We start from the raw sequence: 1,091 nt of genomic DNA, 5'->3' as shown, positions 1-1,091 counted from the left end.
GCAACGCGTCCGCGACCTTGCCGAGCAGTTCCCGCGGATCTGGGGCGATCCCCGCATCGATGTCCGCGAGCGCAAGCGTATCCTGCGGCTGCTGGTCGCCGACGTCACCCTGGTCAAGGCCGAGACGATTACTGCAAACGTGCGACTATCCGGCGGGGCGACCCGCACCTTGACGCTGGAGCGGCCTTTGCCGATCGCCCAAATCCGCAAGTTCAAGCCTGAGCTCGTCGCCAAGGTCGACCGCTTGCTCGACCGATATTGCGATCGCGAGATCGCCGATATCCTCAATGAAGATGGCCTGCGAACCTGGGAGGGCAAGCCGTTCAATCTCAAGAAGATCGCCTTCATCCGTGGAGCTTACAACCTGCCCAGCCGTCGCCAGCGCCTGCGGGATTGTGGTCTGCTCACCACGCAGGAAGCGGCCGAACACTTCGCTGTCGCCGAGACCACGGTGCATCAATGGGGGCGCCAGGGGCTCATCACCAAAGTCTGCAGCGACAGTCTCAACCGTGGTCTGTGGGACATTCCTCACGACATCGAGATCATCAAAGGCCGCCCGGGCCGAAACGCCGTTGCCGCCCGCCGTGCCTCAATTACCGTGCCATCAACCGAACAGGACTCACTATGAAACAATCGCCTTGTCGCGCGGCTTGCGGCTGCGGGTCGGCAAGATGGTGGTGTCGTAATGCTCGGCCATGGCGGCAAAGGTCGCGTTCAGCGTCGGCTCGAACCACAGCGCCTTGACGACACCAGCCTTCAGGTTGTCGCAGACGATCGCCCTGGTGACACCGCCGAAGAAGGCGAGCGCTCGCACCTGGCCCTCGATCCAGTCCGGCAGCTTCTGGCTGGAGCTGGCAAAGGCGAAGGTCAGATTGGAGGCGCCCAGCACCGCGACAAAAATCTGCGCCGGGTAAATGACGCCGGTCGCCGGATCGATCACCGGCACCGTCTGCCCGGCATAGTCCGTCTGCATCACCGCGCCCGCCGCATGCCGATTGCGGAATGTTGCGCTCGTCCGGCGCTCGAAAGCGGCGAAGTGCTCGCAGAACCAGGTGTAGCCGTAGCCGTCGGGATGGGCGGCGCGATACTCC

General features: G+C 63.7%; 2 pseudogenes. One reads left to right on the top strand and one right to left on the bottom strand.

What is annotated here, in order from left to right:
- Positions 1 to 628, top strand: a pseudogene (locus EOA32_RS37390) (recombinase family protein); the annotation flags it as partial.
- Between the two features lie 9 nt (positions 629 to 637).
- Here EOA32_RS37390 and EOA32_RS37385 read toward each other — a convergent pair.
- Positions 638 to 1,091: pseudogene (locus EOA32_RS37385) on the bottom strand (IS21 family transposase); the annotation flags it as partial.

Source organism: Mesorhizobium sp. M1A.F.Ca.ET.072.01.1.1 (genome assembly GCF_004023325.1).
GTDB lineage: Bacteria > Pseudomonadota > Alphaproteobacteria > Rhizobiales > Rhizobiaceae > Mesorhizobium.
This window is presented reverse-complemented; position numbering and strand designations above follow the sequence as displayed.